This window comes from Halorubrum sp. ARQ200 (assembly GCF_005435115.1).
Classification (GTDB): Archaea; Halobacteriota; Halobacteria; order Halobacteriales; family Haloferacaceae; genus Halorubrum; species Halorubrum tropicale.
Genome location: NZ_SGTZ01000002.1, coordinates 193079 through 215144, shown reverse-complemented (window position 1 = coordinate 215144; position 22066 = coordinate 193079). Strand labels below are relative to the sequence as shown.

The window sequence follows — 22066 nt, the reverse complement described above, 5'->3', positions numbered from 1 at the left end:
GTTAAGTGGTCGCGGCCCCTATGATCGGTGTGACCCACGTAGGCATCGTCGGCGCGGGCGCGGGGGCGGCCGCGGCGGCGTTCGTCATCGACGGCGCGGTCCCGGACGCGGACGTGACGGTCTTCGAGAAGTCCGGCGGGCTCTGCGGGCGCGCGGCCACGCGGCGCCACGACGAGCTCACGTACGACTACGGTGCGAACTACCTGAAGAGCGACGACGACCGCGTCGTCGAGCTGATCACGGAGACGCTCGACGACGAGGGGCTCGTCGACGTGACGGAGCCGGTGTACACCTTCGAGGCGGACGAGACGGTGTCGCCGGGCCGGGACGCCGACGACCACAAGTGGAGCTATCGGCGGGGGCTCACGCAGATCGCGAAGCGCCTGTTCGGCCGCACCGACGCGACCGTCCACCGACGGACCCGGATCGAGACGGTCCGACGCCTGGACGGCGCGGCCGACGGCGACGGCCGCTGGGAGCTCGTCGACGCGGACGGCGCGACGCGCGGGCCGTTCGACGCCCTCCTGCTGAACCCGCCGGCCCCGCAGACGAGGGACCTCCTCGCGACCGCCGAGTGGGACGACCCGCTCCGCGAGACGCTCGTCGAGGCGGTCGGCGAGGTCGAGTACGGCAGCGTCTGGACCGCGGTCCTCCGGTACCCGTTCGAACTCGACGTGCCCTACTACGCGCTCGTCAACACCGACAAGGAGCACGCCGTCGGCTGGATCTCCCGCGAGGAGTGTAAGCCCGGCCACGTCCCGGACGGCGAGACGCTGCTCGTCGTCCAGGCGAGCGACGCCTGGTCGACGGCGCGCTACGACGAGGACCCGGGCGAGAACGTCGCCGCGCTCGCGGAGCACACCGCCGACATCGTCGGCGACCAGCGGCTGGCCGACCCGACGTGGACCGACCACCAGGGGTGGCGCTACGCGCTGCCCGAGGGCGGCGTCGACCGCGGCCCGGTCGACTCGGCGCGCGATGCGGGGCTGTACCTGCTCGGCGACTGGGTCGCCGGCGAGGGGCGGCTCCACGCCGCGATCGCGAACGGGCTCGACGTCGGCGAGCGCGTCGCGTACGGGATCTGAGCGAGTCGGCGAAACGGGAACCCGCGGCGAGTCCGCGGCCGCCCGCGGCGTCGCCGCTGAGCGAGCGAGTCCCTTCGAAAAGCTGTTCTGCGGCGGTTCGGCCGCACGCCGGTCGTTCGCGTCAGTTCGTCGTGATCCGGTACTCGAGGGTCCCCAGGCCGGGGAGCGTGAGCGTCCGGACGCGACCGCTGCGGCGGCGCAGGGTCCGCAGGGCGGACCGCGAGACGACGGCGAGCGCGACGGTGCCGGTCAGCAGCGCGACGGTCGCGACGGGGTACGCGAACGCGACGAACGGTGCGACGAGGAGCGCGAGGAACGCGAGCGTCCCCAGCGGCGAGCGGCTGCCCGGCGGCGAGTCGGCGCCGATCGGCCGGTGCGTCTCCGCCGAGGTGATAGAGCCTTGGTACATATCTCACCGTACACGCTCGGTCGACTAAAACCTTTCACTTTCCAAATAAGTTTTGAGAAACGGTACCACACAACACGCATTCAGAACATCTGAAACGGTTGTTAACGGGGTGTAAACAGTACCATGTTACTCGTTAGTATACTTCTCATATTTCTGTAACGTGTCGATAACGAGCGGCCGTTCGGCGCGGGTTCTCCTCCGTCGCCGGCCGGGGCGACCGGTCGCGGACGCCGCCGTCGCGTCGCGCGCCGTCGAGCGCGTCGACGGTGCGGGGATGCGCGTTCGGCGGTGCTTTTATTTCGTTACGACCGCTTCCGTAGATACGAACGGAGCCACACAATGACACTCGACACTCCCACCACCGATACAGCGGCCGTCGTCTCGGCGCCGGAGCGCAGGCGGGCGGTCGCCGGCCTCGCGGACGGCGCCGTCGAGACGGTCGCGGATCTGCGCGTTCGCGGGCGGGCCGACGAGATCGCCGCCGAACTCCGCGAGACGCACCTGCCGGCCTTAGAGGAGGCCGGCTACATCGAGTGGGACCGCGAGGCCGGGACCATCGAGCCCGGTCCCAACTTCGAGGAGGCCGCGAGCCACGTCGACGACCTCCCGATGCCGGGCGTCGAGGCCTCCGACGACTGACCGCCGCGAGCGGTCGATCGGGCGCGGAGCTCCGCCGCCGACGCGGCCCGGGACGTTTATCCCCGGGCGCGGGCGACACCCGACAGCGATGGCCGAGCCGATCCTGAAGTGGGCCGGCGGGAAGCGACAGCTGCTCGACGAGCTGTACGCCCGGTTCCCGGCCGAGTTCGGCCGGTACCACGAGCCGTTCGTCGGCGGCGGCGCCGTCTTCTTCGACCTCGAACCCGCCCGCGCGACGGTCAACGACGCGAACCCGCGGCTGGTGAACTTCTACGAGCAGGTCCGCGACCGCCCCGACGAGCTGATCTCGCGGCTCGCGTCGCTCGACGACCCCGAGAGCGACCCCGACCCGGCCCTCCCGTACGACGAGGAGACGCCCCGCGGCCGGGAGGTGGACGCCTACTACTACCAGCAGCGCGCGCGGTTCAACCGCCGCCCCTACGAGGGCTCGTTCGACCCCTTAGAGGAGGCCGCGCTCCTCCTGTATCTCAACCGGACCTGCTACAACGGGCTCTACCGCGAGAACGCGGACGGCGGGTTCAACGTCCCGATCGGTCGGTACGCCGACCCCGACTGGGTCCGGCGGGACCGGATCCGTCGGGCGAGCGACCTGCTCGCCGACGCGGAGATCCGCAACGGCGACTTCGCGTACGTCCTCGACGCGGCCGAGCCCGGCGACTTAGTCTACTTCGATCCCCCCTACGAGCCGATGAGCGCGACCGCGAACTTCAACGAGTACAGCGCGGACGGCTTCGACCGCGAGGACCAGCGCCGCCTGCTCGACGTCGCCGGCGAGCTCGACGACGCCGGGGTGTGGGTCGTCCTCTCGAACAGCGGCGTGATGTACGACGCGTACGCCGAGGCGGGGTTCCGCGTCGACCGCGAGGGCGCGACCCGCGCGATCAACAGCGACGCGGACAACCGGGACGCGGTCGACGAGATCGTCGCGACGAACGTCCCGCCAGCGAAGCGACGCGAAACGGCACAGAAGGACCTCTCGCAGTACTGAGGGACCGCTCGCGGGACTGAAGTCGCGCGCGGCGAGGGCGGCACCGACTCCCGCCGCGCGTCGGGTCGCCCCTCACGCGCCCGGGCCGACGCCGAGCGCGACGAGCGCCCACGCGGCCGTCGTCGCGGCCGCCAGCGCGACCATCGTCGCCACCGCGGGCAGCGGCTCCTCCCGGCGCGTGAACCGCCGGTACCCCGGGGCGAGCCCGACCAGCGGGAGCAGCGTCGCCCCGGTCACGAGCGGCGGAAGCACTCGGCCGGCGAGGGCGGCGGCCGCGAGCGCGGCCGCGGCGCCCCCAAGCGCGTACGCGGCGCGGAGCCGGGCCGCCGACCACCGCGCCGCGAGCGTCCGCTTCCCGACGGCGGCGTCCGCGCGGCGGTCGGGCCACGTCGTCTCCAAGAGGTTGACGAACACCACGACGGCGAAGGGGAGCGTCGCGAGCGCGGCCTCGGCGGTGACCGCACCGGCCGCGACCGCGAACCCGTACAGCGGGAGCGCGGCGCCGCCGAGGAGCGCGTTCGTCGCCGCTCCGAGCCCGTTCCACGCGAGCCGGAGCGGCCCGACCGAGTACTGCCAGCCGACGACGAGGATCCCCGCGAGGAGGACGGCGGCCGGCGGCGTCAGGAGCGGGCCGTCCGCGAGGCCGACCGCCGCGGCCGCAACGCCGAGGCCGACCGCGGCGAGCCCGAGGCCGCCGGCGGCGATTCCGGCCCGGAGCGCGACCGCCCGCGGGAGGTCGGTCTCGACCAGCGCGCCGCTCCCGCCGGAGAACCGTGTGCGGTCGGTGAGCGCGTCGGTCTCGACGTCGGCGTACTCGTTGGCGTAGTGGACGCTCGCGGCGACCGGTAGCAGCGCGGCGAGCCCGAAGCCGACCCGGACTGGGCCGGCCGTCGCGCCGTGCCCGCGGCCGTACGCCATCGCGACACCGAGGGCGTACACGAGCGCGATCAGGCCGAGCTGGGACGGGCGCGAGAGCCGCCAGAGGGCGATGGGCGCGCGCCGCTCCATCGGTCAGTCGTCCCGGAGCGCGCGGACCTCGGCCAGCAGGTCGTCGGTCTCGGGCCGGTCGGCGGGCAGCCGCCCCTCGTACGCGTACGCGACGACCGGCTCGCCGGAGCGCACGTCGAGGACCATCGCCACCGGCATGCGCCCGACGAGGTCGTGTAGCGACCCGAGGACGCCGAACCGCACGGGCTGGTCGTACGCGTCGCTCACGTCCGCGTCGGGGTCCGCGAGCAGCGGGAACGGGAGGTCGTACGACTCCTGCCACGACCGCGCCCGGTCGACGGGTTCGGGCAGCACGGAGACCACCGTCGCGTTCAGCGCCGCGAACTCGTCGTACCGGTCGGCGATCGCTTGGACCTGCGTCCGGCAGTTCCCGCAGTGGTAGTCGCGCTGGAACAGGAGGACGACCGCGTCGGCGTCGGGGTCCGCGGCCGCGGCCGACAGCGCGAACGGGTCGGGACCGGCCGCGACGTTCGGGAGCTCGAAGTCGGGGACCGCCTCGGCGGACGTCCGGGTGTCGCTCATACGTCGCGTACGCGCTCGCGCCGGATAAATCGAGACCCGGTCTGGCGCCCGCCGCGCGGAACCGGGCCACATATAGGTCCGTGCGACCATATCTCAGGCCATGGCACGGCCGGGGGCGACCGACGGGGGTGAGACCGCGGAGCGGCCCGCCGCGGACCGAGGGGCGGCAGAGCCTCCGACCGCCGACTCGGGCTCGGGGGCCGCGCCGGTCGACGCCGCCCACGGGTTCCTCCGCGCCGTCCGGACGGACGGGGCCGCCGACGCGGCCCGCGATCGGCTCGACGCGCTGTCGCCGACCGCGCTCGACGCCCTCTCGCCCGCCGAGCGGCTGGCGTTCTGGATCAACGTCTACAACGGCGCCACCGGCGACGCGCTCCTCGACGACCCGACGCGCCTGTCGGACCGCCGCCGCTTCTTCGGCGCCCCGGTCGTCTCCGTGGCCGGCACCGACCTGAGCCTCGACGAGATCGAACACGGGATCCTGCGTCGCTCGCGGTGGAAGTACGGGCTGGGCTACCTGCCGAACCCGTTTCCGTCCGCGTTCGTCCGCCGGCACCGGGTCGCCGAGCCGGACCCGCGGATCCACTTCGCGGTCAACTGCGGCGCGGCCGCCTGCCCGGCTGTCTTCGCGTACGACCCGGCGACCGTCGACGAGCAGCTCGACCACGCGACCGAGACGTACCTGCGCGGCGAGACGGTCGTCGCGGACGGCACCGCCCGCGTGCCGCGGCTCATGCTCTGGTACCGCGGCGACTTCGGCGGGACGAGCGGGATCCGCGAGTGGCTGCGGCGCTACGGCGTGATCGACGCCGACGCGACGCCGCGGATCCGCTACCGCGAGTACGACTGGACGCCCTCGCTCGATCCCTTCCGCGGCCGGGACTGAGTCCGCTCGCCGGAGTCCGGACGCGCGGCCGCATTGGGCGGGCTTTTTGAACTCCCCCGACGAGGGACCGCGTATGACCGATCTCGACATCGACCTCGTCCTCGTGCCCGTCGACGGCAGCGAGGAGTCACACGAGGCGGTCGACTACGCCATCGCGCTCGCGGCGGAGTACGACGCGAGCGTCCACGCGCTGTACGTCCTCGACGAGGAGGTCGTCCGCGCCATCGACCACGGGGTGGTCGACGAGAGCGAGGTGGCAGACGACTCCGAGGCGTTCACCGACTCCGTCGCCCGCCGCGCGGACGCGGCCGGGGTGCCCCACAGCAACTCCATCGCCTACGGCTTCTCCACGTCGGTGAAGACGGTCCACCCCGGGAGCGTCGTCCTCGACACGGCCGAGGAGCTGGAGTCGGACTTCATCGTCGTCCCGCGCGAGCCCGTCTCCGGCGACCCCGGCGAGGTGCTGGGGAAGGCCGCCGAGTACGTGCTGCTGTACGCGAGCCAGCCAGTCCTGTCCGTCTGATGGTCGGCGCCCTCCTCCCCGCGGGCACGACGCTGCCGCCCCTGCCGCACCTGGTCGTCCTCCTCCTCGCGACCGCGGGCGTCGTCGCCGCGCTCCGCCGCCGTCCCGCGGTCACCGGGCGCCGCGTGCTCGCGCTCGCCCCGTGGATGGCGCTCGGCTCCGCGGCCCACGTCCTCTACGTCGTCGACGCGCTCCCGCCGCTCCTCGCGCCGTTCGCTGGCTCGCCGGCGGTCTACCTCACCGTGGGAGCGCTCGCGGGCGCGGCGTGGCTCGCCGCCGACGCCGCCCGCCCGGACCGCATCGCGGCGACGATCGCGGCCGCCGGCGCGCTCTGTCTCGTCCCGGTCGTCGCGGTCGCGGTCGGCACAGGGGTCTCCCCGGTCGGCGCGCGCTGGTCGATGCTCGCGCTCGCGCTCACCGTCCCTGTCGCCGGCGCCACTTGGGCCGGGCTGACGCGCGCGCGCCCCGAGACGAGGGTCACTGGCGGCGTCGGCGGGCTCGCGGTGTTCGGCCACGCGCTCGACGGCGTCTCGACCGCGGTCGGGACGACCCAGCTCGGCTTCGGCGAGCGCACGCCCCTCTCGCGGATCCTGCTTGAGGTCGGCGGGCTGCCGTCGCTCCCGGTGATCGGGGAGGGGTGGCTGTTCCTCCTCGTGAAGCTCGCGGTCGCGAGCGCCGTCGTGTGGCTGTTCGCGGCGTACGTGCGCGAGGAGCCGGCCGAGGGGTACCTCCTCCTCGGATTCGTCGCGGCGATAGGGCTCGGCCCGGCCGCGCACAACCTGCTCCTCTTCTCGGTGGCGGCGTAGCCCGCCCGCGACCGGCGTTACAGGACGCTGAGGGCGAACGCGACCGTGACGCCCGCGAGCAGGACGGCCTGGACGAACGCGCTGGCGAGGGCGCCGACAACCGCGTAGGCCGCCTGCCGGGCGGCCTCGCCCGTGTCGCCGTCGTGCTCGTCGAGGGCGGCGACGAAGACGGTGCCGCCAAGGCCGACGACGAGCCCGATCGGCCCGAGCGGGACCAGGAGCACGATCCCGATCAGCGTCCCGACGACGACGGTCCGGGTCGAGGCGCCGCCGATCCGGCCGGAGACCATTCCGGACACGAGGTCCGCCGCCGAGGCCAGCAGCGAGACGGCGACGAGCGCGACCAGCGCGACGAGGCTCGGCTCGGCGAAGCCGGTGGTGTACGCGTAGCTGACGACCGTCAGCGCCGCGAGGACGCCGCCCGGCACGAACGGGACGAACGAGCTGGCCGTCCAGACGACGAGGAGCGCGATCGCCAGTCCGGCCGCGAGAGAGACCATGCGGACCCGACGCTACGGGCGCTGAAAACACTTCACCTCGATCGACCCGACGGGGCCGGGTCCGTCGACGCCGTCAGTCCTCCTCTTCGACGACTTCCGGGTCCTCGATGGCCGACTGGAGGGAGTCGAGCCCGTTGACCCACTCGGAGACGAGCCCGTAATCGAGGTCCTCGACGAGCTCGATGTCGAGCGCCTCGCCGTCGATGACGCGCGTGCCGGCCTGGACCACGTAGCCGAGCGCGGCGTCGAGGTCGTCGCCCTCCTCGGCCTCGGCGGCCGCGCGCACGAACTCGCTCACGTCGCCGTCGACGACGCCGCCGACGACGTACTCCTCGGCCGCGTAGAAGACGGGGACGAGCGAGGTCTGGACGCCGTCGATCAGCATCACCTTGTCCTCGTCGTCGAACTCGACGTCGGCGAGGACGATCTCGCGGATGTCGCGGAGCTCCTCCACGGCGCGCTCCTCGCCGATGCGGTCGTCGTCGAACGCCGCGAGCACCTTCACCACGGCGATCGCCGCGTCGTCCTGGAGGTTGAGGAGGAGGCGCGCCGAGTCCTCGTTCTCGGGGTCGAGTTCCTCTTCGGCCAGCCTGTCGAGCCAGTTCTGCCAGCGTTCGTCGGTATAGAACGTTTCGACGGCGTCGTCGTCGGTCATGTGCCCTACGTCGCCCGGCCAACTCAAATGCCTTTCCTATCGATCGCCGCGCGAGACCGCGTCTCACCCGCGTGAATCCCGGATTCCCGGCGGCGCCCCCGTCCCGCGGTCGGACGCCTCCGTCCCGCGGTCGGGCGCCTCCGTCGCCCCTCCCGGACTCACGTCATCGGGTCGTCGCCGAGGTCGGGGTTCGCCCGCGCGAACGCGACGATCCGATCGACGTACGACTCGAACGGCGGGACGGAGACGTCGGTGTCCGCCAGCGCGTCGGTCGCGTTCGGGCAGCGGTAGCGGGTCGGGTGGTCGAAGTAGTCGATCGTCGCCGGCTCCACGTCGACGCCCCGGGCCGAGAGCACCCGCGCGGCCGCCTTCGCGACGGGCTTCGGCGTCGGGACCGTGACCGTCCGGCGCCCGGCGGCGTCGCTCATCGCGGCGACGAACGCCGGGACGGTGAGCGGGTCGGGGTCGCAGAGCTGGTACGTCTCGCCGACGGTCTCGGGGCGACCGCTCAGTTCGGCGATCGCGTCGACCACGTAATCCCGGGGCACGACGTTCAGCTCCGTGTCCGCCGCGCCGGGGACCGAGAACGCGACCGCGAGCCGCCGCGGCTGGGCCAAGAGGAGCCGCAGGAGGTTGTAGGGCCCGTCGAGCTTGTCGGTCTCGCCCGTCTCGCTGTCGCCGACGGCGATCGCCGGGCGGTAGACGGTCGCCGGGAGCCCCTCGGCCATCCGCTCCCGCACCGCGACCTCGGCGCGGTATTTCGTCGCCTCGTAGTGGTTGTTGAACGACTGCCCCTCGCGGAGGTCCTCTGCGGTGAACACCCCGTCGTACCGGCCGCTGACGTAGCAGGTGCTGACGTAGTGGAGGCGGTCGACGCCGACGCGCTCGGCCGCGTCGAGGACGTGTTCCGTGCCGCGGACGTTCACCGCCTCCGCGAGGTCGGCGTCGACGCTCAAGTCGTACACCGCGGCGAGGTGGTACACCTCGTCGACGCCGCCGAGCAGGTCGGGGTCGTCGAGCGCCGCGCCCAGTCCGAGGTCCGGCTCCGTGATGTCGCCCTCGTAGAGGTGGACGGCCGCCCCGTCGCCGGCCTCGTCCTTTACCTCGGCGACGATGTCGCGGGCGCGCCGCGCCGCGAGGTCGCGGTACCGCGGCTGGACGAGGCAGGCGACCGGGCCGTCGCCGCGGGCGAGCACGCGCCGGAGCAGCGCCGAGCCGAGGAATCCGGGGAACCCGGTGAACAGGACCGCCGGCGGCCGCGAGGCCGTCGCCCCGCTCACGGTTCCTCACGCTCCAGCGTCGCCTCGGTGTCGATCCCGTACACGTCGCGCGGCGTCTCGACGTGCGCCCGACGGACCGCCCCCTCGTGGCCCTCCTCCAGCAGCCAGCGCACCCGCCGAGGGACGGTCTTCGGGCCGAGCACCATCCCCGGGCGGTCGGGGTCGTCGACGAAGTCCGTCTCCATCAGGAACGGCTCGCCCGCCTCGGCGGCGCGCTCCAGCCGCTCCTTGTCGCTCATCACGCTGGGCGTGACGCCCGCCAGCTCGCCCGCGGCGTAGTGTTTCACGACCCTCGAGGGATCGAGTCCGACCTCCTCGGCGACCGCCGCGAGGTCGGTCAGGTCCTCGGTCGCCTCGGTGTGGAGCTGGACCGCGCAGCCGACCTCGGCGCCCAGCTCGAACGCCCGGCGGGTGACCGCGTTCGACGCGTCCCACACCGCGTCGCTCACGTCGTAGTGGGGACGGCCGGACTTCAGCGCGAGCGCGTCGCCGTCCGCGACGTACTCGCTCGCGGCTTCGAGTCCGCCGCGCATGAGGTCGCGGGCCGCCTCGGGCGGGAAGCCGCGCTCGTCGACGAGCCGGCTGATCAGTCCGGGGTGGACGCCGAGGACGGGCCACGCGCGCCCCGGGAGCGCCTCGCTGGCGGCCGCGACCGTCTCTAACGTCTCCTCGAAGACGGCGCGGAAGTCGTCGGGCTCGTCGGGCTCGACGCCGAGCAGCCACGAGGGCTTGTTCACGACGAGCAGGTGGGTGCCGCCGAGCCGCGCGAACTCCTCGACGGCCTCGATCCCGCGGCCGTGTCGCGGGTTGAGGTGGAGGTGGTTGTCCAGCACGGGCGTGCCGAGGTCCTCGGTCATGGGCGTGGATTCGGCGGCGACGGATTAGAAGGATCGGTCCGCGGCGTCGTCCGCGCCGTCCGTCTCGCCCGACGTCCGTGCCGGCCGCGATCAGTCGGCGCGGTGCGCCGCGAACTCGCCGTCGGCCCGCGGCACGGTCACGTCGACGAGGCCGGATTCGATCTCGTCGCGGCGGTCCTCGAACCGCCCGGGCAGCACCAGGCGCTCGCCGAGCGCGTCCAGCGGCTCGTCGCTCGCGTAGCCGGGGTCCGAGGTGGCGAGCTCGAAGAGCACGCCCGCGAACTCCCGGAAGTAGACGGAGCGGAACCAGTGCCGGTCGATCTGTTGCGTGGGGCGGAGCCCCATCGATGCGACCGCGTCGCGCATCCCCGACTGGTCGTCGTCGGTCGGGGTCTGGAACGCGACGTGGTGGACCGTCCCGCGCCCGGAGCTCCCGCGCCGGTCGACCGCGACCACGTCGACGTACTTCCCGACCGGGCCGCTCGCCGCGAAGCGCGTGCGCTCGCCGCCCGTCGCCGCGTCCGTCGCGGTCGCCTCCGCCTCAAGCCCCATCGTCCGGAGGAGCCGCCGGGTGCGCTCCGGCTCGTCGATCCACAGCGTCACCGAGTGGAATCCGCGGATCGCGGCCGACTCGGGGACGTGCGCGGTCCACGCGGTCGTCGGGTCGTCGGCCGGAACCTCGACCGCGACGAGCTCGACCGGGAGCCCGTCGGGGTCGCGGAACGGGAGCACCGTCTCGCCGAACCGCTCCTCCCGGTCGTCGTAGTCGACGCCGCGCTCGTCGAACCGGTCCTCCCAGTAGTCGAGGCTCCCCTCGGGGACGCGGAACGCGGTGCGGGAGACCTGCCCGGCGCCGACCTCGCCTTCGGGGAGGTCCGTCCACGGGAAGAACGTCACGCTCGTGCCGGGCGTCCCCTCGGCGTCCCCGTAGAAGAAGTGGTACGTGCCGGGGTCGTCCTGGTTGATCGACCGCTTCACGAGGCGGAGCCCGAGCGTCTCGACCCAGGTGTCGAGGTTGCGCTGCGGGTCGCCCGCCACGCAGGTCACGTGGTGGATCCCCGGCGTGGGCGTCGGGCCGTCGCCCGCGGCTCGGTCGGCGCCGTCGTCGGTGGCGTCTGTCATGTCCCGCACTACGTCGCGGAGGGACTTGAACCGGCGCGGACACGGGTGTTACCGGGTCCCGGCCGCGGCCGACGGGCGGCTCACCGCGTCCGCGCCATCGCCCGCTCGATCCGGTCGCGCAGCCGCTCCAGTCGGTCGCCGAGCGTCCCGACGGCGGCGAGGACCGGATACGAGGCGTCGAGGTCCTGATAGCAGTACGTCGCGAAGTCGATATCGTCCCCGATCGCGAGCCGGCGCTCGTGGTCGGCGAGCACGCGCTGGCGCCGCGCGGCGATCCGGTCGCAGTCCTCGACGAGCGCCTCTATTCGAGTCCGGCAGGCGTCGAGCGCGCCGAACCCGGCGGCCGCCGCCGCGGCGTCGCCGTCGCCGAGCTCGTCGTCGATGGCCGCGACCTCCGAGCGGACGGGGTCGAGCCGGGACCCGGCGCGCTCGACCGACTCGATCTCGGACTCCAAGGCGTCGAGGAACGCCTCGCGCTCCTGGACCGCGGTCTCGATGGCGCTCAGGAGCGAGCGCTTGTACGCCTCGTGGAAGCTGTCCGTCCGGGTGAGCGCGTACGCGATCTCGGGGCCGAACTCGGCCGCGACGCTCCGCTCGTAGGTGTCGTCGTACTCCGTCTCGTAGTGCGGCACGGACATCACCGTCGCCCGGTACGCGTCTCGGACCGCGACGAGGCCCGACCCGGGCGACGCCGCGCCGCCGGCGCCGTCGGGACTGCCCGCCGCCCCGCCGATCGCGCCGCCCGCGCCGCGCGTCGGATCCATCGCGGCGGGGCCCGCCGCGGTCGCGTTCCCGTCCTCGGTCGGGACCGACGAGACGCGGCCGCGGAACGCGCGGAGGGCCTCCCGCTCGTCGACGGTCCGGCGGCGCTCGACGCGGAGCGCGGCCCGCGCCGCCCGGATCGGATCGCTCCCCTCGTCCGCGTGGGTCGCTGCCATACGTCGCGGCACGCACAGTCCCCTCGTAAACGCTTATATGAGGGGTCCGGCGGTCGCCCGAGCGGTTTACACCGCTACCGAGTGCTATATATCTCCCACGCGCCCCGGACGGTCGCGGGCGCCGCTGCGACCGGGGTGAACAGCGACTTTACCGCTCCGGCCCCGACCGCCGGTATGGAGAAGGCGTCCCTCGCGGAGGCGTTCGGCTCGTTCGACGAGACGTGGTCGCCGCGGCTCGCGGCCGAGCTCAACGGACAGGCGGTCAAGCTCGTGAAGGCTGACGGGGAGTTCGTCTGGCACAGCCACGCGGACGCCGACGAGCTCTTTATCGTCCGCGACGGCCGGCTCCGGATCGAGTTCCGCGAGGCGGACGACGCGGTGCTGGAAGCCGGCGACTTCATCGCCGTCCCGCGCGGGACCGAACACCGCCCCGTCGCCGAGCCCGAGGCCGAGGTCCTGTTGTTCGAGCCGCGCGAGACGCGCAACACGGGCGACGTCGAGACCGACGAGACCGTCACCGACGTAGAGCGGCTGGACTGAGCGCCGGCCGCCGGAGCGCGTCAGGTCGCGACGGCCCGCGCGAGCGACCCGAACAGCGGCAGCGCCAGCCCCGCCCCGACCGCGACGTAGGTGATCGGCCGCATCCCCGGCACCGCCGCGGCCGCCGGGCCGAGCGAGACCGCGAACGCGGCGAGGGCGACGACGCCCGCCCCGAGCGCGTACGCGACGCCGCGGCGGACCGTCGGCGCGGCGAGCGACGCGAGCGCGCCGGCCGCAATCAGCCCGAGCCAGTGGACCGACGCGAGCGCGACGCCGACCGCCACGGCGGCGACGACCGCGACCGCGTGCGCCCGCGGCTCCGTCCTGGCGCGCTCTACCGGCGACGGCCCGTCGCTCATCGCGACCCCTCCGTCGGCTCGAACCGCACTACCGGGTCGCCGCCGCCGAGCGGCATCGGGCGCTGGTCGTTTTCGAGCCAGCGCCGGAGCTGGTCGTCGTAGTGCTCTGAGAAGTAGTCGCCCGAGTTCCCGCCCGGGAGGACCGCGGTGGCGTTGGTCCCCGGGCGCACCACCATCCGCCAGCTCGACCCGACGGACGACTCGACGCGGTAGTTCTTCACGGTGGCGGGCGAGCCGTCCGCCGGGCGCTCCGCGTAGTTCAGGAACGGCGCCTCGCCGCCGAGCGGGTGGGTCATCGCCCGCGTGGTGTTGTAGTCGCTGTACCGCTCCCACCCGGCCTCGTCGACCTCGGCGAGCGCGTCGCCGAGGGCCGCGACCGCGAGGTCGGCCCGCGAGCGCCCGTCGAACAGCGGGTCGTCGTCGGGGAGCCGCGCGAGCGTCCAGTCGCTCGGGTAGTAGGAGTCGTCGAGGTCGGCCTCGCCGAACGCGGGGCCGAAGACGCGCTCGCGGAACGCCGGCAGGTAGCGGGCGAAGAGCAGCGCGCCGCGGGCGTCGCGCGCCATCCGGTAGTCCCACTCGTCGAGGGCGTCGGCCGCGTCGACGAGCGCCGGGCCTGGGTCGGACCGGTCGCGCACGGCGGCGACCAGTTCCGGGACGAGTTCCGGCGCGCGCCCGTCGCGCACGTCGCTCTGGAGCCCGCGGTGGAACTCGGGGTCGGTCGTCCCCCCGTCAGCCGTCCGCGCGTCCAACCGGTCGGCGATGCGCGCGCCGCGGTACGGGGTCGCGTAGTCGACGCCGACGTAGTGGATCGGGTCGTCGATCGGCCGCTGGTTCGCCGTCGAGAGCGCGTCGGGGTCGATCGCGTGCGGCTTCTCCTCGAAGGGGACGAACCCCTCCCACGAGGACTCGCCGAACGGCTCGAACCCCTCCCACTCGCCCTCGCCCGCGGAGCCGTCGAAGACCCGGTCGCCGTCGACGACCTCGCCGTCCGTCCGGCGGATCGGCAGCCGCCCGGTCGCGAAGTAGAGCGTCCGGCCGTCGGCGTCCGCGTACACGAGGTTCTGCGTCGGCAGGTCGAAGTCGCGCGTCGCGTCGATCAGGTCGTCTATCCCCCCGCTGCGCCCGTACGCCTCGATGGCGGTCGTGGTGCGCGTCGCCGTGTGGCCGGTCCACGCGACGCCGACCGTCCGCCCCTCGCGCTCGATCAGCGGGCCGTGGACGGTGCGGCGGACGCGAAGCTCCCGGTCCTCGCCGCCGGCGACCGGGATCGTCTCGCGCTCGTCGACCTCGAACGGGCGCCACTCGCCGTCGTACCGGTAGCGGTCGCCCGCCTCGTCGATCTCGTAGCGGTAGCAGTCGAGCACGTCGGCGCCGAGGTTCGTGAACGACCACGTCCCGCGGTCGTTCACGCCCGCGATGACGAACGGCACGCCCGAGAACGTCGCGCCCCGCACCGAGCGTTCGGGGGTGTCGACCGACTGCTCGTACCATAGCGGCGGCGCCTGAAGCGAGAGGTGCGGGTCGTACGCGACGGTCGGCGTCCCGCTCGCGGTGTGCTCGCCCGAGACGACCCAGCTGTTCGAGCCGACGCCGGTCGGCGACTCGAACCCGGAGAGCCAGTCGGTTAGGGCCGGGTCGACGGGGTCGACCGAGCCGCGCTCCCGACCGTTCGAAGCTCGCTCCCGGTCGTTCGAAGTCCGCTCCCCCCGCTCGCCCGCGTCGGCCAGCGCGGACTCCCGCGCCCCGTCGAGCCGCGTCTCGGTCCCGTCGAGGATCGGGTCGTCGTGGTCGTACCGCGTCGGGAACAGGGTCGCCGCGCGCTCCGCGCCGAGGCGGTCGGCGACGAGCGCGCGGCGCAGCTCCGAGAAGCTGCCCGTGAGCGTCCACGATATCTGCTTCTCCATCAGCATCGAGTCGACCGGGGTCCACGGCTCGGGCTCGTAGCCGACCAGCACGAACTCCAGCGGGAGCGGGAGGTCCTCCATCGCGGCGTTGACGCCGTCGGCGAACGCCTCGGCGAGCGGGCCGGCGCGCGTCTCGGCGACCGCGTCCCAGGTGGCCGCGGCGGCGTCGGCGAAGCCCATCGCGACGTTGAACTCGTCGCTGTCGAGCGTCGCCTCGCCGATCACCTCCGAGAGGCGGCCGCGCATCACCCGGCGCTGGAGGTCCATCGCGAACAGGCGGTCGAACGCCTGGCAGTAGCCCACCGCGAAGTACGCCGCGGGCTCCGCGTCGGCCTCGACCTGCGGGACGCCGAACTCGTCGCGCGAGACGCTCGCCGCCCCGTGCGGGCTCTCGACCGTCTCGGGGAGCGACCGATCGGCTGCGTCCCACGCCCCGCCCGACAGCGGGGCGAACGAGTCGAGGAGGTCGGCCGCGTCGCTCGCCGCCAGTCCGGCGCTGCCGGCCGCGAGGACGCTCGCGAGGACCGCACGGCGTGTGGTGTCGCGTGTCACCTCCCGACCGAGGCCGCGGTCCCTCATTATTATTCGGGTCTGTCCGCGGCGGGAAACGCACATCCGTCGGCCGCTCGTACGCCGGTCCGATGGAGGTCGCGCTGATCACGGTCGGGGACGAACTGCTCTCGGGCGACACGGTGAACACCAACGCGAACTGGCTCGCCGCGGAGCTGAGCGAGCGCGGCGTCGCCGTGTCGCGGATCCTCTCGATCCCCGACGACAGGGCCGAGATCGCTGACCGGGTCAGCGAGTACGCGGGCGACTTCGACGCCGTGATCGTCACCGGCGGGATCGGCAGCACCCCGGACGACGTGACTATGGAGGCGGTCGCGGACGCGTTCGACCGCGAGATGGCCCCGACTGACCTCACGCGCGAGTCGGTCGAGCGGCGGCTGGCCGCGATCCGCGAGCGCGTCCCCGACCGCGAGTTCGACGTCGACGTCGCGGCCGAGGCGTCGGTCCCAGCGGGGAGCCGCCCGCTGGTGACCGAGGCCGGGCTCGCGCCGGGCTGCGTCGTCGAGAACGTCTACGTCATGCCCGGGATCCCGGACGAGCTGAAGGCGACGTTCGAGACCGTCGCCGACGAGTTCGCGGGCGACCGGCGCTCGCGGTTCCTCTACACCGTCGAGCCGGAGTCGAACATCGTCGACGCCCTGGAGGAGTCGACTGAGCGGTTCGATGTCGCCGTCGGCTGCTACCCGGACCGCGAGGCCGACCACAACCGGCTCAAGGTGACCGGGACCGACGACGACGCGCTCGACGCGGCCGCGGCGTGGCTGCTGGAGCGCGTCGACGCGAGCGAGACGCCGGTGTCCAGGGACTGGTGAGCACGGTGTCGCCCGCGGACCGGTTCGGGCCTCTCCCCCGCTGGTCCGATCGGACTTATGCCGGCGTCGGGCCTTCATCCGGTATGATCGAACTCACGCGGGCGGCGTACGACGACATCGTGTACCGGGCCTACGAGGGCGGCGAGGCCGAGGTCTGCGGCGTCCTCGCCGGCGACCGCGGGACGGACGGGGACCCCAGCGTGGTCACGGAGACCCATCCGGCCGAGAACGTCGCGGACACGCCCGAGATCCGCTACCGGATCGACCCCGAAGCGCAGCTCGACCTGATCGAGACCGTCGAGGCGGCGGGCCGCGACGTGGTCGGCTTCTACCACTCCCACCCCACCGGCCCGACGCACCCGAGCGAGACGGACGCCGCGCGGGCGACGTGGCCCGACCACTCGTACGTCATCTGCGCGCTCGACGGCTACCCGTTCGTCGGCTCGTGGCGCTGGCGCGACGGCGCGGACGAGTTCGAACAGGAGACGGTGACGGTCCGGAGCGAGCGGTAACGGCCCGCCCGGTGGCCGAAATCTGGGCTTTGGCGACCGACTCGGTGGGCTCGCGGAGTTGTGGCGCGGTTCTGGTCGGCCCGGGTGGTGACTTTTTGCGCCGGTGCTCTCGGTTGCGAGACGGACGACACGTGCGCGTGTGACTTTCGACACTTCCTTCACGAACGGCAGGGAAATGTATGGGTTGGGGCGGATTCGAACCGCCGGCCTGCTCCGTGTGAAGGAGCCGTCATAACCTGGCTAGACCACCAACCCGCTCACTCCGAGGTATCCGACGTCCGGACTTAAGAGTTACTTTACGCCGAAGCTTCATTTCGCGGCCGCCCGGATCCCTCGTCGTGACTCACGAACTCCGCTTCCTCGAACGGCTCCGCCAGAGCGTCGCGAGTCTCCTCCACGCGCCGCTGTCGCTCGTCGGCCTCTACGCCGAGCGAGAGACGCCACGAGAGCAGTACGCGCTTACGCTCCGCGAGCCGTACCCGGTCGTCGAGGCGCGGCTCCACCGGCTCGGGTTCGTTCGGAACCTCGTCTCCTCGCTCAAGTACCGCGACTACGAGACGCCCCCGCAGACGACCGTGGCCAGTTGGGTCCGGTACCCGGAGGGGCCGCTCGAAAGCGACGACCAGCTTCACCTCGCGCTGTACGCCGGGGCCGACCGTTCGACGACCGACGTGTACGCTCACTGGGAGCCGTCGTGGATCCGGCACCCGATCCGCCACTACCGCGCGACGGACGTCGACGCCGAGGAGGGGATCCGACGGGTGCGGTCGCTGTTCGAGGCGGCCGATATCGAGTACGCGGTGCTGCCCGCCGAACAGCGAATCGGCGGCGACGCGGCCGCGACGGCCGGCCCACCACTGAAGTAACTCGGCGTACGCGATCGCGCCGAACGGAGCGCCGTTACTCCGCGGCGGTGTCCTTGCCGCGGTACTCCGCGACGCGCTTCCGAGCGGACGCGACCGCCTCGCGGGCCTCGCCCTCGGCGCGCTCTTCGAGCTCCTTCAGGTCCGCTTGGAGCTTGTCCAGCCGTGAGGGCTCCGGCTCCTCGTCGTCCTCCCGGCCCACGAGTTCTTTCACCCGTTCCTCGACGGGCGCTAACTCCTCTTTCACGCCCGCCTTCGCGTGGTCCGCCGCTCGACCGAGGTAGTACCGTGCGTCTTCGAAGTGCTTACTCATATCTGTCCCTTGGTGAAGGGCAGATATAACCTTTGTGGCGGCGCACCGAGGACAATATTCGTCGCGGCGCGCCGCCCGATCCGAACGCCGAGCCCGACTCGGGAACGCCGAGACCGCACCGAGGGATTACTCTCGGGCGCCCGGCGGCAGCGGGTCCGCGTGGTCCGCGATCGCCTCGGCGACGCGGTGGGGGTGTTCGTGGACGACCCAGTGGCTCGCCTCGTCGATCACGAGCAGCCGGCCGTCGGCGCAGCGCTCGACGCTCTCATGAGCCAGTCGACGCACGAGGAACCGGTCCTGTGCGCCCCAGACGACCAGCGTCGGTACCGTCACCTCCGTCGTCGCCGGCTCGGGGCGGTCGCGGACGATCGCGCGGTACCAGTTCACCATCGCCTCGAAGGCGCCGTCGCGGTCCCACGCGCGGCGATAGCGCCGCAGGTCTTCGTCGGTGAAGGTGCCCGGCGCGCTCGTGTCGCGTAACGCGTTCGCCGCGAGCCGCCAGTTCCCGGCGCTGGCGATCGCTTCGGGCAACCTGGGGAACTGGAACGCGAGCACGTACCAGCTCTTGAGCCGCTGGTCCCACGAGGTGCGGAGCGCGCGCTCGAAGACGCTCGGGTGCGGGACGTTGACGGCGACCAGCTCCGAGACGCGGTCCTCGTGGTGGAGCGCGAGCCACCACGCCACCGCAGCGCCCCAGTCGTGTCCCGCGACGGCCGCCGTCTCCCGGTCGTACGCGTCGATCAGCCCGACCACGTCGCGCGCGAGTTCGTCGATCCGGTAGTCGCGCACGGCCGAGGGCTTCCCGGAGCAGTTGTAGCCGCGTTGGTCGGGGACGACGACGCGGTAGCCCGCGTTCGCGAGCGACGCGATCGCGTCGTGCCAGCCGTACCAGAACTCGGGGAAGCCGTGGAGCAGGACCAGCAGCTTCCCGTCTACGGGACCGGCCTCGACGACGTGGAGCGGCACGCCGTTCGTCTCGACCGCGCGGGATCGGCCCGGAACCGACTCGGGAATCTCGTCGTCTGGGACCGACTCCGGCAACGCCCCGTCGTCGACCGGCCGGCCGGTTGGCGTCTCGTCCATGTCGACACGGTGTGCCGGCACCGGGAAATAGGTACGCTCGACGGGAGATGCCCGGGATCGAAATCCTCAAGCCGCTGGCTATCGCCGTTCCAGGTGTATTCGCGGATCCCGAAGTCCGCCGCGGTGTGCGCGTTCTCCGGGGATTCGCACCGTACCCTATGACATCTGACTCGTCGACCCCTTCAGCCGCGGACGCGGACGCGTCGACCGACGACGCGCCCGTTTCCAACGTCGTCTTGGTCACGGTGGACTCGCTTCGCGCGGACGCCGTCTCCCCGTACGACGCCGAGCGCCGCTCGCCGGTGATCGACGACCTCGCCGACCGGGGGACGGTGTTCGACCGCGCGTTCGCGACCGGCAACTGGACGCCGTTCTCGTTCCCCGCCATCCTCGCCTCGGAGCCGGTGTTCGCGCGGACGGGCGACATCGGCGTCGACGAGTCGGTGACGCTCGCGGAGGCGGTCTCCGAGGCCGGGGTCGCGACCGGCGGCTTCAACGCCGCCAACGGGTTCCTCACCGAGCACTGGGGGTACCCCGACGGGTTCGACGAGTTCGAGCCGTTCGTCACGAGCGTCGGCTCCAGCGTCTACAGCCGGTACCTCGCCGCGCACCCGACCGTCGAGGCGTGGATCCAGCTCGCCACCTCGCCGATCCGCCGCCTCGGCTCGAAGCTCCGCGGCGACAGCGACGACCGCCCGTTCCTCGACGCCTCGCGCATGTTCGACGTTGAGGACGCCGCGACCGCGTTCGTCGACGACACCGAGGAACCGTTCTTCCTGTGGGTCCACTACATGGACACCCACACCCCGTACGTGCCCGCGCCGCGGTACATCCGCGAGGTGTCGGACGGCATCGTCGGCACCCACCAGATGCTCCACGCGCACGCCCGGACGAGCCTCGGCCTCGAAGTCGACGAACGAACCCTCACGGAGCTGCGGACCCTGTATCAGGCGACGGTGCGACAGGTCGACGCCAGCGTCGGCCGGCTGCTCGACGCGCTCGACGCGGGCGGCGTCCGCGACGACACGGCGGTCCTGCTCGCCGGCGACCACGGCGAGGAATTCCAGGAACACGGCCACCTCGCGCACTACCCGAAGCTGTACGACGAGCTGATCCGCGTCCCGTTCGTGGCCGACGTCCCCGGGCTCGACGGCGGGCGCGTCGACGGCCGGGTCGGGCTGGACGCCATCCCGCCCACCGTGGCCGACCTCCTCGGCGTCGACGCGCCCGACGACTGGCACGGCGAGTCGCTCCTCCCGGCGCTGCGCGGCGACGGGACGCCCCCGGAGACAGACGAGGAGTCGGCGGCCGACCCGGTCGTCTCGGTGACCGTTCGCGGCGGGGACGTGACCCAGCAGCCGATCCCCCGGTCGCTGTCCGACGGCGACCTGTTCGTCAGCGCACGCGACGAGGACTGGACGTACATCGAGAACGTCGACGCCGGCGGGCGAGAGCTGTACCACCGCCCCTCCGACCCGACCCAGCAGACGAACCTCGCGGTCGACCCCGACGCGGAGGCGCAGGCGGTCATCGATCGGTTCGCGCCCGTCGTCGACGCCCACGCGGAACTGCTCCGCGAGCGCGGTGCGGCGGCGGCCGCGGCGGCCGCCGAGCGCGGCGAGGACGAGGGGGAGGTCGACGAGGACCTCGAAGCCCGCCTCGAAGCGCTCGGGTACAAATGATCAGAGCGGTCCTGCGCGACCTCGCGAGCGGACCGATCGCGGTCCAGATGCGCCGGTTCGTCGTCGTCGGCGCGCTCACCGCCGCGCTCCAGTTAGCACTGCTCTGGCTGTTCGTCGACACCGCGGGACTGAACTACCTCGTCGGCGCGGCCGTCGCCATCGAGATCACGATCGTCTGCTCGTACGTCCTCAACAACGCGTGGACGTTCCGCGCGAGCCGCAACACGGGCGTCTCCGAGTACCTCACCGGACTGCTGAAGACGAACCTGGTCCGCGGCACCGCCATCCCGATCCAGCTGGGCGTCCTCGCCGCGCTCGTCGAGTGGGGCGGCGTGATGTATCTCGTCGCGAACGTGGTCGCGATCATCATCAGCGGCCTCTACCGCTTCGTGCTCGACGCGCAGTGGACGTGGGGGTAGCCCCGGAGTCGACCACCGCCGGATTGCCCGGCCCGCAACGCGCCGCGCGCCTCAGAACGGCAGCCGCGGCTCGACCCGTTCGACGAGGTCCCGGACCGCTTCCTGCTTGTAGTAGCCGACCGCTGACGCGGCGACGACCAGCCCGACCAGCGCCATCGCCGAGAGGAACCGCCCGCTGGCGAGCTCCCCGCCGGCGTACACCGTCAGCACGTACGCCGGGAGCCGCCCCACGGCGATGACGCCCATGAACGTCGGCAGCGACCACTTGGTGAGGCCGCTCAGGAAGCAGATGGCGTCGTCCGGGAGGCCGGGGATGATGACGAACGCGAACAGCCCGGGGACGCCGACGGTGTCGACGAACCCGTCGAACCGCTCGATCACGTCCTCGTGGATGACGTTCTCGACGAAGGAGCGCCCGTACCGCTTCGAGAGCGAGAAGGCGACCGCGCTGCCGATGAGCACGCCGGTGAGGCTGTACACGGTTCCCCAGAGCGAGCCGAAGAGGAAGCCCGCGACGAGGGCGACGACCTGTCCCGGAATCGGGGCGACGACGACCTGGAGGGCCTGGAGGCCGATGAACACGATAGGGGCGAAGACGCCGAACTGATCGAGCCACGTCCGGAGGGCCTCGGCGTTGGTGAGGAAGCCCGCGTAGCGGCTCACGAGGACGTAGAGCCCGACCGCGAGGACCGCGACGCCGACCGCGGCCGCGATCCCCCGCCGGCGGTCCGCCCGCGAGGAGAAGAGTTTCATTCGTGTCGTAGCGGGCG

The 22066-nt window shown here is 72.7% G+C and carries 26 protein-coding genes and 1 tRNA gene; 12 read left to right on the top strand and 15 right to left on the bottom strand.

Going from position 1 to position 22066, the window contains the following annotated elements; all coding sequences use genetic code 11:
• Nucleotides 1–29: 29 nt before the first annotated feature.
• Nucleotides 30–1085, top strand: a complete 1056-nt coding sequence (locus tag EXE50_RS04370) for an NAD(P)/FAD-dependent oxidoreductase (RefSeq protein ID WP_137704455.1) — start codon at nt 30–32, stop codon at nt 1083–1085.
• A gap of 121 nt (nt 1086–1206) precedes the next feature.
• Here the strand turns inward: EXE50_RS04370 and EXE50_RS04365 are convergent, their stop codons facing one another.
• The gene (locus EXE50_RS04365; protein ID WP_121599658.1) at nt 1207–1494 is read right to left on the bottom strand and encodes a hypothetical protein; all 288 of its coding nucleotides are present in this window, start codon (nt 1492–1494) and stop codon (nt 1207–1209) included.
• A gap of 339 nt (nt 1495–1833) precedes the next feature.
• On the opposite strand from EXE50_RS04365, the gene EXE50_RS04360 reads away from it, so the two are divergent.
• On the top strand, nt 1834–2133 hold the full coding sequence (locus EXE50_RS04360) for a hypothetical protein (RefSeq protein ID WP_121599657.1): 300 nt from the start codon (nt 1834–1836) through the stop codon (nt 2131–2133).
• Between the two features lie 88 nt (nt 2134–2221).
• Entirely contained in the window at nt 2222–3142 is a 921-nt protein-coding gene (locus tag EXE50_RS04355; RefSeq protein WP_121599656.1) for a Dam family site-specific DNA-(adenine-N6)-methyltransferase, read from the top strand.
• Between the two features lie 72 nt (nt 3143–3214).
• Here EXE50_RS04355 and EXE50_RS04350 read toward each other — a convergent pair whose 3' ends face one another.
• Both EXE50_RS04350 and EXE50_RS04345 read right to left on the bottom strand, forming a co-directional pair.
• The gene (locus EXE50_RS04350) at nt 3215–4150 is read right to left on the bottom strand and encodes a prenyltransferase (RefSeq protein ID WP_053772753.1); all 936 of its coding nucleotides are present in this window, start codon (nt 4148–4150) and stop codon (nt 3215–3217) included.
• A gap of 3 nt (nt 4151–4153) precedes the next feature.
• The gene (locus EXE50_RS04345) at nt 4154–4672 is read right to left on the bottom strand and encodes a peroxiredoxin (RefSeq protein WP_053772752.1); all 519 of its coding nucleotides are present in this window, start codon (nt 4670–4672) and stop codon (nt 4154–4156) included.
• Between the two features lie 100 nt (nt 4673–4772).
• Here EXE50_RS04345 and EXE50_RS04340 point away from each other — a divergent pair, with 100 nt between their 5' ends.
• The 3 genes from EXE50_RS04340 to EXE50_RS04330 all read left to right on the top strand — a co-directional run bounded on the left by EXE50_RS04340 (nt 4773) and on the right by EXE50_RS04330 (nt 6887).
• Nucleotides 4773–5558: a DUF547 domain-containing protein gene (locus EXE50_RS04340; protein ID WP_137704454.1), complete on the top strand. Its 786-nt coding sequence runs from the start codon at nt 4773–4775 to the stop codon at nt 5556–5558.
• A 73-nt stretch (nt 5559–5631) separates the two neighbouring features.
• Nucleotides 5632–6081, top strand: coding sequence for a universal stress protein (locus EXE50_RS04335; protein WP_053772750.1), 450 nt, complete (start codon nt 5632–5634; stop codon nt 6079–6081).
• Nucleotides 6081–6887 carry a DUF63 family protein gene (locus tag EXE50_RS04330; protein ID WP_137704453.1) on the top strand — a complete coding sequence of 269 codons (807 nt, stop codon included), beginning with the start codon at nt 6081–6083 and terminating at the stop codon, nt 6885–6887. The genes EXE50_RS04335 and EXE50_RS04330 overlap by 1 nt, the downstream gene beginning before the upstream one ends.
• Before the next feature lie 17 nt (nt 6888–6904).
• On the opposite strand, the gene EXE50_RS04325 is transcribed toward EXE50_RS04330, so the two are convergent.
• The 6 genes from EXE50_RS04325 to EXE50_RS04300 all read right to left on the bottom strand — a co-directional run bounded on the left by EXE50_RS04325 (nt 6905) and on the right by EXE50_RS04300 (nt 12239).
• Nucleotides 6905–7387 carry a DUF456 domain-containing protein gene (locus EXE50_RS04325; protein ID WP_053772748.1) on the bottom strand — a complete coding sequence of 161 codons (483 nt, stop codon included), beginning with the start codon at nt 7385–7387 and terminating at the stop codon, nt 6905–6907.
• Between the two features lie 73 nt (nt 7388–7460).
• Entirely contained in the window at nt 7461–8042 is a 582-nt protein-coding gene (locus EXE50_RS04320) for a DUF2150 family protein (RefSeq protein WP_137704452.1), read from the bottom strand.
• Between the two features lie 158 nt (nt 8043–8200).
• Nucleotides 8201–9322 carry an SDR family oxidoreductase gene (locus EXE50_RS04315; RefSeq protein ID WP_137704451.1) on the bottom strand — a complete coding sequence of 374 codons (1122 nt, stop codon included), beginning with the start codon at nt 9320–9322 and terminating at the stop codon, nt 8201–8203.
• Nucleotides 9319–10179: a TatD family hydrolase gene (locus EXE50_RS04310; RefSeq protein ID WP_137704450.1), complete on the bottom strand. Its 861-nt coding sequence runs from the start codon at nt 10177–10179 to the stop codon at nt 9319–9321. Before EXE50_RS04310 ends, EXE50_RS04315 begins: the two co-directional genes overlap by 4 nt.
• 90 nt (nt 10180–10269) lie before the next feature.
• The gene (locus EXE50_RS04305) at nt 10270–11301 is read right to left on the bottom strand and encodes a VOC family protein (RefSeq protein WP_137704449.1); all 1032 of its coding nucleotides are present in this window, start codon (nt 11299–11301) and stop codon (nt 10270–10272) included.
• A gap of 80 nt (nt 11302–11381) precedes the next feature.
• Nucleotides 11382–12239: a hypothetical protein gene (locus EXE50_RS04300; protein ID WP_137704448.1), complete on the bottom strand. Its 858-nt coding sequence runs from the start codon at nt 12237–12239 to the stop codon at nt 11382–11384.
• Between the two features lie 174 nt (nt 12240–12413).
• Between EXE50_RS04300 and EXE50_RS04295 the strand changes: the two genes are divergently transcribed.
• A complete protein-coding gene (locus EXE50_RS04295) occupies nt 12414–12779 on the top strand; it encodes a cupin domain-containing protein (RefSeq protein WP_053772742.1) in 366 nt (121 codons plus the stop codon).
• A 20-nt stretch (nt 12780–12799) separates the two neighbouring features.
• Here the strand turns inward: EXE50_RS04295 and EXE50_RS04290 are convergent, their stop codons facing one another.
• A complete protein-coding gene (locus EXE50_RS04290) occupies nt 12800–13138 on the bottom strand; it encodes a hypothetical protein (RefSeq protein WP_137704447.1) in 339 nt (112 codons plus the stop codon).
• Nucleotides 13135–15594 (bottom strand): penicillin acylase family protein, encoded by a 2460-nt coding sequence (locus tag EXE50_RS04285; protein ID WP_137704446.1) that lies wholly within the window; start codon nt 15592–15594, stop codon nt 13135–13137. Before EXE50_RS04285 ends, EXE50_RS04290 begins: the two co-directional genes overlap by 4 nt.
• An 89-nt stretch (nt 15595–15683) precedes the next feature.
• Between EXE50_RS04285 and EXE50_RS04280 the strand changes: the two genes are divergently transcribed.
• Nucleotides 15684–16424 (top strand): molybdopterin-binding protein, encoded by a 741-nt coding sequence (locus EXE50_RS04280; RefSeq protein WP_053772740.1) that lies wholly within the window; start codon nt 15684–15686, stop codon nt 16422–16424.
• A gap of 83 nt (nt 16425–16507) precedes the next feature.
• Entirely contained in the window at nt 16508–16936 is a 429-nt protein-coding gene (locus tag EXE50_RS04275) for a desampylase (protein WP_053772739.1), read from the top strand.
• A gap of 180 nt (nt 16937–17116) precedes the next feature.
• On the opposite strand, the gene EXE50_RS04270 is transcribed toward EXE50_RS04275, so the two are convergent.
• A tRNA-Val gene (locus tag EXE50_RS04270) sits at nt 17117–17191 on the bottom strand.
• 83 nt (nt 17192–17274) lie between these two features.
• Here EXE50_RS04270 and EXE50_RS04265 point away from each other — a divergent pair.
• Nucleotides 17275–17802, top strand: coding sequence for a hypothetical protein (locus EXE50_RS04265; RefSeq protein ID WP_053772738.1), 528 nt, complete (start codon nt 17275–17277; stop codon nt 17800–17802).
• 34 nt (nt 17803–17836) lie between these two features.
• On the opposite strand, the gene EXE50_RS04260 is transcribed toward EXE50_RS04265, so the two are convergent.
• The gene (locus EXE50_RS04260) at nt 17837–18112 is read right to left on the bottom strand and encodes a hypothetical protein (protein ID WP_053772737.1); all 276 of its coding nucleotides are present in this window, start codon (nt 18110–18112) and stop codon (nt 17837–17839) included.
• 126 nt (nt 18113–18238) lie between these two features.
• Nucleotides 18239–19195 carry an alpha/beta fold hydrolase gene (locus tag EXE50_RS04255; protein ID WP_137704445.1) on the bottom strand — a complete coding sequence of 319 codons (957 nt, stop codon included), beginning with the start codon at nt 19193–19195 and terminating at the stop codon, nt 18239–18241.
• 158 nt (nt 19196–19353) lie between these two features.
• Here EXE50_RS04255 and EXE50_RS04250 point away from each other — a divergent pair, with 158 nt between their 5' ends.
• Entirely contained in the window at nt 19354–20877 is a 1524-nt protein-coding gene (locus EXE50_RS04250) for a sulfatase-like hydrolase/transferase (RefSeq protein ID WP_053772735.1), read from the top strand.
• Nucleotides 20874–21296 (top strand): GtrA family protein, encoded by a 423-nt coding sequence (locus EXE50_RS04245; RefSeq protein WP_053772734.1) that lies wholly within the window; start codon nt 20874–20876, stop codon nt 21294–21296. The genes EXE50_RS04250 and EXE50_RS04245 overlap by 4 nt, the downstream gene beginning before the upstream one ends.
• A 51-nt stretch (nt 21297–21347) precedes the next feature.
• Here EXE50_RS04245 and EXE50_RS04240 read toward each other — a convergent pair whose 3' ends face one another.
• Nucleotides 21348–22049, bottom strand: a complete 702-nt coding sequence (locus EXE50_RS04240) for a TVP38/TMEM64 family protein (protein ID WP_053772733.1) — start codon at nt 22047–22049, stop codon at nt 21348–21350.
• Between the last annotated feature and the right edge of the window lie 17 nt (nt 22050–22066).

Coding starts and splice junctions, on each gene's coding strand:
- EXE50_RS04365 (WP_121599658.1), bottom strand. CDS start 1,494: ATGTACCAAGGCTCTATCACCTCGGCGGAGACGCACCGGCCGATCGGC.
- EXE50_RS04360 (WP_121599657.1), top strand. CDS start 1,834: ATGACACTCGACACTCCCACCACCGATACAGCGGCCGTCGTCTCGGCG.
- EXE50_RS04355 (WP_121599656.1), top strand. CDS start 2,222: ATGGCCGAGCCGATCCTGAAGTGGGCCGGCGGGAAGCGACAGCTGCTC.
- EXE50_RS04350 (WP_053772753.1), bottom strand. CDS start 4,150: ATGGAGCGGCGCGCGCCCATCGCCCTCTGGCGGCTCTCGCGCCCGTCC.
- EXE50_RS04345 (WP_053772752.1), bottom strand. CDS start 4,672: ATGAGCGACACCCGGACGTCCGCCGAGGCGGTCCCCGACTTCGAGCTC.
- EXE50_RS04340 (WP_137704454.1), top strand. CDS start 4,773: ATGGCACGGCCGGGGGCGACCGACGGGGGTGAGACCGCGGAGCGGCCC.
- EXE50_RS04335 (WP_053772750.1), top strand. CDS start 5,632: ATGACCGATCTCGACATCGACCTCGTCCTCGTGCCCGTCGACGGCAGC.
- EXE50_RS04330 (WP_137704453.1), top strand. CDS start 6,081: ATGGTCGGCGCCCTCCTCCCCGCGGGCACGACGCTGCCGCCCCTGCCG.
- EXE50_RS04325 (WP_053772748.1), bottom strand. CDS start 7,387: ATGGTCTCTCTCGCGGCCGGACTGGCGATCGCGCTCCTCGTCGTCTGG.
- EXE50_RS04320 (WP_137704452.1), bottom strand. CDS start 8,042: ATGACCGACGACGACGCCGTCGAAACGTTCTATACCGACGAACGCTGG.
- EXE50_RS04310 (WP_137704450.1), bottom strand. CDS start 10,179: ATGACCGAGGACCTCGGCACGCCCGTGCTGGACAACCACCTCCACCTC.
- EXE50_RS04305 (WP_137704449.1), bottom strand. CDS start 11,301: ATGACAGACGCCACCGACGACGGCGCCGACCGAGCCGCGGGCGACGGC.
- EXE50_RS04300 (WP_137704448.1), bottom strand. CDS start 12,239: ATGGCAGCGACCCACGCGGACGAGGGGAGCGATCCGATCCGGGCGGCG.
- EXE50_RS04295 (WP_053772742.1), top strand. CDS start 12,414: ATGGAGAAGGCGTCCCTCGCGGAGGCGTTCGGCTCGTTCGACGAGACG.
- EXE50_RS04290 (WP_137704447.1), bottom strand. CDS start 13,138: ATGAGCGACGGGCCGTCGCCGGTAGAGCGCGCCAGGACGGAGCCGCGG.
- EXE50_RS04280 (WP_053772740.1), top strand. CDS start 15,684: ATGGAGGTCGCGCTGATCACGGTCGGGGACGAACTGCTCTCGGGCGAC.
- EXE50_RS04275 (WP_053772739.1), top strand. CDS start 16,508: ATGATCGAACTCACGCGGGCGGCGTACGACGACATCGTGTACCGGGCC.
- EXE50_RS04260 (WP_053772737.1), bottom strand. CDS start 18,112: ATGAGTAAGCACTTCGAAGACGCACGGTACTACCTCGGTCGAGCGGCG.
- EXE50_RS04255 (WP_137704445.1), bottom strand. CDS start 19,195: ATGGACGAGACGCCAACCGGCCGGCCGGTCGACGACGGGGCGTTGCCG.
- EXE50_RS04250 (WP_053772735.1), top strand. CDS start 19,354: ATGACATCTGACTCGTCGACCCCTTCAGCCGCGGACGCGGACGCGTCG.
- EXE50_RS04245 (WP_053772734.1), top strand. CDS start 20,874: ATGATCAGAGCGGTCCTGCGCGACCTCGCGAGCGGACCGATCGCGGTC.
- EXE50_RS04240 (WP_053772733.1), bottom strand. CDS start 22,049: ATGAAACTCTTCTCCTCGCGGGCGGACCGCCGGCGGGGGATCGCGGCC.